This window comes from Paracoccus sulfuroxidans (assembly GCF_007830335.1).
GTDB classification, from domain to species: domain Bacteria; phylum Pseudomonadota; class Alphaproteobacteria; order Rhodobacterales; family Rhodobacteraceae; genus Paracoccus; species Paracoccus sulfuroxidans.
Genome location: NZ_VLKU01000021.1, coordinates 1 through 5,570, shown reverse-complemented (window position 1 = coordinate 5,570; position 5,570 = coordinate 1). Strand labels below are relative to the sequence as shown.

6 protein-coding genes and 1 pseudogene are annotated in these 5,570 nt (G+C 56.9%); 5 read left to right on the top strand and 2 right to left on the bottom strand.

Features of this window, described 5'->3' with window-relative positions:
- Positions 1–373 (bottom strand): annotated as a pseudogene (locus tag IQ24_RS19935) (transposase); the annotation flags it as partial.
- Between the two features lie 197 nt (positions 374–570).
- Between IQ24_RS19935 and IQ24_RS19930 the strand changes: the two are divergent.
- The 5 genes from IQ24_RS19930 to IQ24_RS19910 all read left to right on the top strand — a co-directional run bounded on the left by IQ24_RS19930 (position 571) and on the right by IQ24_RS19910 (position 3,990).
- Positions 571–1,236 carry a DUF4123 domain-containing protein gene (locus tag IQ24_RS19930; RefSeq protein ID WP_145400131.1) on the top strand — a complete coding sequence of 222 codons (666 nt, stop codon included), beginning with the start codon at positions 571–573 and terminating at the stop codon, positions 1,234–1,236.
- Positions 1,236–1,994, top strand: a complete 759-nt coding sequence (locus IQ24_RS19925) for a hypothetical protein (RefSeq protein WP_145400130.1) — start codon at positions 1,236–1,238, stop codon at positions 1,992–1,994. The genes IQ24_RS19930 and IQ24_RS19925 overlap by 1 nt, the downstream gene beginning before the upstream one ends.
- 1 nt (position 1,995) lies before the next feature.
- Positions 1,996–2,730 (top strand): hypothetical protein, encoded by a 735-nt coding sequence (locus IQ24_RS19920; RefSeq protein WP_145400129.1) that lies wholly within the window; start codon positions 1,996–1,998, stop codon positions 2,728–2,730.
- A gap of 12 nt (positions 2,731–2,742) precedes the next feature.
- On the top strand, positions 2,743–3,147 hold the full coding sequence (locus tag IQ24_RS19915) for a hypothetical protein (protein WP_145400128.1): 405 nt from the start codon (positions 2,743–2,745) through the stop codon (positions 3,145–3,147).
- A 303-nt stretch (positions 3,148–3,450) separates the two neighbouring features.
- On the top strand, positions 3,451–3,990 hold the full coding sequence (locus tag IQ24_RS19910) for a TniQ family protein (protein ID WP_158637589.1): 540 nt from the start codon (positions 3,451–3,453) through the stop codon (positions 3,988–3,990).
- A 539-nt stretch (positions 3,991–4,529) separates the two neighbouring features.
- Here IQ24_RS19910 and IQ24_RS19905 read toward each other — a convergent pair.
- A protein-coding gene (locus IQ24_RS19905; protein WP_242008244.1) for an IS3 family transposase occupies positions 4,530–5,570 on the bottom strand; the annotation gives its coding sequence in 2 pieces (ribosomal slippage) (positions 4,530–5,431 and positions 5,431–5,570; 1,042 coding nt annotated over the 2 pieces). This gene is flagged as partial in the annotation.

Sequence of the window (5,570 nt, the reverse complement as noted above, 5' to 3'; positions counted from 1 at the left end):
GAACGACACCATCACTTCGACCGGCGGTCGAGCTCCGCCAGCGCAAAATATGCGCTCGCCTTGCGCAGGATCTCCCTCGCCATGGTCTCTCGGACCAGTGGCGTTCCCATGGCTCGACTTGGCGCAGTTCCCGGTTCTCACATTCCAGGGCCTTCATGCGATCCGACATCTCACTCGAAACTCCCGGCCGCTTGCCGCTATCGACCTCGGCCTTCTTGACCCAATCGTTCAGGGTCTGGGGCGCATAGCCAATCTTCGCCGCGATCGACATGGCTGCCTGCCAGCGCGATCCATGCTGACCCTCATTGTCGAGGACCAAGCGCACCGCACGTTCGCGCACTTCGGGGGAAAGCTTGTTCGTTGTCTTGCTCATGATGCTCCATCCTACTCAGGAGTTGAAGCCTCCGGTAAACCCGGCGCGGTTCAGCAAACGTTTTGTGACGTGACCTCAATAGCTGCCTATGTGAAGGGCAATCGGATGCCGCCGGCGCAACCGCAATCTTTCGCTCTGCGGCACATTACCATAGGCTAGACTTACTGTTGTTGTGATTTTTACGAGGTCGAGACGTGATGCCTGATGAGGACTACTGGATAGCCTCGCTGACGCCGTCAGCGCGTGCAGCCGGGCGGCACCTCGCGATTGTTGAACATTCTGAGTATGCAGAAATCGGCATATCAAAGGGCGCATTGTGGGATAGAATCCCGATGCCACCCGCACTGCAAGCGCAGCTGTTCGCTCCCGCTTCTGACGCCGAGCAGATGCGAACCTATCTACTCATGGATGCCGGCCTCCATTCGGAGCTCTGGGGCGGATTTGATCCTGGCGAGGTTGATCTGCCCTGTCGATGCCTCTTTAAAGGTCACGCAGCGGAGAATTTGAAGACAGTCGCCCCCTATCTTGTCGATCTCACAGCAACTGGGGAGACAACACGCTTCCACAAGGAGTTTTTCAGTCGCGACTGGCTCTACGAAACCGGCATACTGATACAATCGGACATAGGCATGGACCGTATGTGGAAGCATTTTCGTCGCTTCACTAAGGTGAATACCCCCGAAGGAACCGTGGCCTATTTCAGGTTCTGGGACCCGCGGCTTTTACCCTACTTTCTACGGGCGTGCTCGCCCAGCGACTTGGATCGCTTCTTTTCAACGCCAAACACCCGCATCTGGATGACGACACGATCCCGGCTGACTGGCATGGTGAAGGTCAAATCGGCCTCCTTGGTGTCACTGTGATGTTTGTCCTGACACCAGCCCATATTACCGCCTTCAAGCAATACCGCCGGGACAGGTTCATTGAGGAACTGGCTTTGGCCAGCATCGACTTCTTGCCAGAGGGGTCACCTTTCTTAACAGCTTCCGACCGACTAGCGGGCGCTCGCTTCGTCTATGATCGCGCCGAAGCGGCGGGTTACGAAACACGCGGGGCCTATTTTTTCTGGCTTAATATGATGACCCTCTTCGGTGCGCAGTTCTCAAATGATCCCCAATATGATGTTTTGCTGCCGCGTGGCGGAAAGACCGATGGCAGCCATGACCTTGCCTACCTGAACACAGTATATGCACGCGTCGGCGATTACGCGACGAGGGTCTTTGGTGGACCAAAGAACACGCTTTTCAATAATGCGCTGGCTGCTTTTTCAGATCTTCTGAAAGGGACAGGTCCGACTGAAGACACGGACATCGTAAGCGAACTTGATCGGATCTATCCTGCAAAGGTATCGATCCATCGCCAGAGCTACTTGTGGAAATCTCGTTCCGGCGACTACCACGCCAAGGCACGCCGCATCCTTGGCTGCGATCATTGGCGTGCTGTTGTCGCGATTGCAGGGTTCGAGATGTTCTTTGGTCACGGCTTTGAAAGGGATCCATTCAAACCCTGGATCGCGAGGGGATTGGAATCCTGCCGCCTCAACTCTTCGAGCGAAACGATTGATTTTTGGCCGTTGGCCTCTCTGGTCTCGAACTGGCTCAATATTGAACAGGAGAACTGAAATGGGCCGCGAGCTAAGACTAGAGGAACCAAGCCAGCGCCAGGACGCTGGCGCAAAAGTGGCCTGCATTACTGGTGATTGCTGCAATCCGGCATCATGGCCGGCTCACTGGGACATGGCATGTATTCGCTGCATTTTCTGCCCTGACGACGCCGAGGTAATGAGCAGGGCTCGTGCGCACGGAGAGTTCTGGGTATATGACGAGATCTACTATGATGATCCGTACTTCGACGGAAAGGCGTGGATTACCCGTCGCTTCCACGGGGGCGGCTTTGCCTATGATGACGGGAACGGCAAGAAGGTCGTTGGACTGCTAAGAAAAGTTGACTGCGCGGCCGCAGCGGAAACCATCTATCATGAAATGTGGCATACGGCGCAACCTGACACCATGACGCCCAACGAGAAGGAGTTCGATGCCTACTACAATACCGAACTCTGGACGATCCGTAAGGGCTTGTCTGGCCGAAATTATCTCAGAATGACCGATTCCTACGGAAATACATTGCCGGATCGGGATGCAATAACTGCGTACGTGAATGAAACCTACCCGCAGGCAGTTCAGCCGGACGGTTGGATTATCGACGACTATATAAAACAACCCCCGCAAACGAGGGAATTCAATGAAGCTACGGGCGAAGCTCGCTGGCGCCCGTCCCGCGAGGGTGATGGCCTTTATGCCGAGGCACAGAAGGTGAGCGAGGCTAATCTCGAAGCCGCCGAGTTCTATTGTGAATAGGAGGTGAGGCTCATGATTGACCTTCCACCAGACCCCATCCCCTATGTCATGATCGTGGAGTATGAAATGAATGATCTGATCGCCCTAAGCTGCGGTGATACCAGCCAAAACGTTTCCCGAGCAGACGCGGGGCTTTACGCCGAAGCCCTTGATCGTTTCCTTGAGGATCCTGACAACCTTGCGCGAGTTGACAGGTCTTTCTACTCCTCGGTTCTAGCCCCTCGACGCTTAGAATATGATACAGAGCGCCAGAAGATCTATTTTGGCCGCTGGAAATTGCAGTGCAACGCGCCCGATACGCTGAGTTGGCACATGCAGCCGGTGGCTAGTACCGAGTTCACGGCATATCTTGGATATGATGAGCGTAACGATACCTGGCATATAACCGACCTTAGGGTGATGCGTATGCGCCGCTAAACCCGTCATCCCAGCTCCGAATAGCCTACCTGAGGTTTTGCTGCAGCATCCGCGAACGACGGTTATCTATAGTTTCTATCTTTGCCATGCCGCACCGACATCAGGCTGCTCTCCGCCCTTTTTGACTATGGCGCATCGGCCCGGTGGCCGACAGCATATCCGCTGCTCGCAACTATAGCGCGATAGGTGTTAAAAAGCACTCCCATGGGGGGAGATGGTTGGACGGATCAGGGAGCTCTTCAATTCCTCGTCTGACCGAGCGATGACGCCTTTCTTTCTGGTGATGAAAAGGCCCTCATTTACGTGTCACTGTTGGCTTTGACGGTCCCGATTTCTCGGGGCGAGGTTGCCTTTTCTCTGGTCTCAAGACTGGCGTATCGCAACCGGGTTCCCATTTCCGAGTTCCTCGTCGAGATGGGAATTCCGTTGCCACGGCTCCTGATCGGCGAGGAGAGAGCCTTAGCACGACTGGCCGATATCTCCGGCACCAGCCTTGAAGACTTGTGCCGGTCGACGCCACGGGAGATCAGGGCAGGGAATTGGTCCTTTCTCGGGGAGAGCTTCACGGCCGAGGCGTTTCGCAGCACCTGCGTCCGGGGATGTCGGGCCTGCCTGCGCGATGACATGAACAATGGGTTTGGCGAAGGCATCATCCGGGGAATCTGGATGCTCGATCTCGTGCGAATCTGTCCGCAACATGGGACGCGTCTTGAACCGCTTTGGCAGATCTATGACCGTTTCGATCGCCATGACAGCGCGGTTCGGCTGCAAAAGCTTTGGAAGGCTGAGCTGCCGGGGAAGACTGTCGAAGATCTGGCTGAGTCGACCAAACTCGATCAATGAGTGCAGCACCGGTTGCTTGGGCAGAGGCGTGCATCCAACTGGCTGGATGGGTTTGGTCTGCAGGCCAGTGCGCGCTTCTGCTCGGCTCTTGGCAGCTTGATGGTGTCCCGGGGTCGATTCAGATGATCAGGCGGAGGATCAGCCGGTTGATCTGGGATTTGACCTGGTATTGCAGGGTCCAGAGGCTATTGCGGAGTTTCTCACTCAGCATCAGGAGCGATTTTCTCCCTCAATCGGAGCCAAGCGGGTCTTCGGCCGGCTTCACGATCTTCTTGTCGGGCCAACGGCTGAGGATGGACTGGCACCGTTTCATGCGGTTTTGCGCAGCCTATCGCGACCACCTGGCCGCTTGGGCCAGGCGATGATCTTTTGGGAGAACCGGTTCTGTCGCTTCAAAGTCACTCAGTTTCTACCGTGGCGCGCCTGCTTGATGTTGACGGAGAGGAGTTGAGACAGCGCTTGCTGGCAAGCGGCATACTGTCTGAAGCGATGACGCAAAAGCCGGATGACTGGACGGTGTTTGAATAGCCCCGAGTTTCTTAGACGCCTTCGCGTCTCATCATCTGCTGCCGCTCGAACTCGGCAGGCGACAGCATCCCGTTCCTCGCATGCTTGCGCTTCGGGTTGTAGAACATCTCGATGTAATCGAACACGTCCTGCCTTGCTTCTTCGCGGGTCCGGTAGGTCCTACGTCTGATCCGTTCGCGCTTGAGCAGGTTGAAGAAGCTCTCGGCGACGGCATTGTCGTGGCAATTGCCGCGGCGGCTCATGGAGTGCTCAAGATTGTAGGCGCGCAGAAAAGCAGCCCAATCCATGCTGGTGAACTGGCTGCCCTGATCGGAGTGGACCAGCACCTTTCCCTTCGGCTTGCGCCGCCAGACGGCCATGAGCAGGGCCTGCAGAACGACATCCGTTGTCTGCCTGCTTTGCATCGACCAGCCGACCACGCGCCGGGAATAGAGGTCGATGACCACCGCGAGGTAGGCGAACCCCTCTTGCGTCCGGATGTAGGTGATGTCGGTCACCCAGACCTTGTCCGAGGCCTCGACGTCGAACTGCCGGTCGAGGGTATTGTCGACCACGACCGACGGCTTGCCGCCATAGCTGCCGGGGCGGCGCCTGTAGCCGATCTGCGCCTTGATCCCTGCAAGCTGCGCCAGTCGAGAAACGCGGTTCGGACAGATGCTTTCGCCCTGTTCAACCAGATCGTCATGCAGCTTGCGGTATCCGTAGACCTTGCCGCTCTCCGCCCAGGCCTTCTGCAGCAGCTCGATCTGGCGCCTGTCCTCCTGCGCCCGTGCGCACAGCGGTGCCTTCAGCCACGCATAAAACCCGCTCGGCTGGATGCGCAGGCAGCGACACATCGTCCGCACCGAAAACTGACCTCGATGCTCGGCCACGAACGCGTATCTCACTTTGCATCCCTGGCGAAATACGCGGTGGCCTTTTTTAGGATGTCGCGCTCCTCGGAGACCCGCGCCAGCTCCCGCTTCAGCCGCCGGATCTCGGCATCCTTCTCCGTGTCACCCGACACCGCCTTCGCGAACTTGCGCCTCCAGGCATAGAGCGAATGCGTGCTC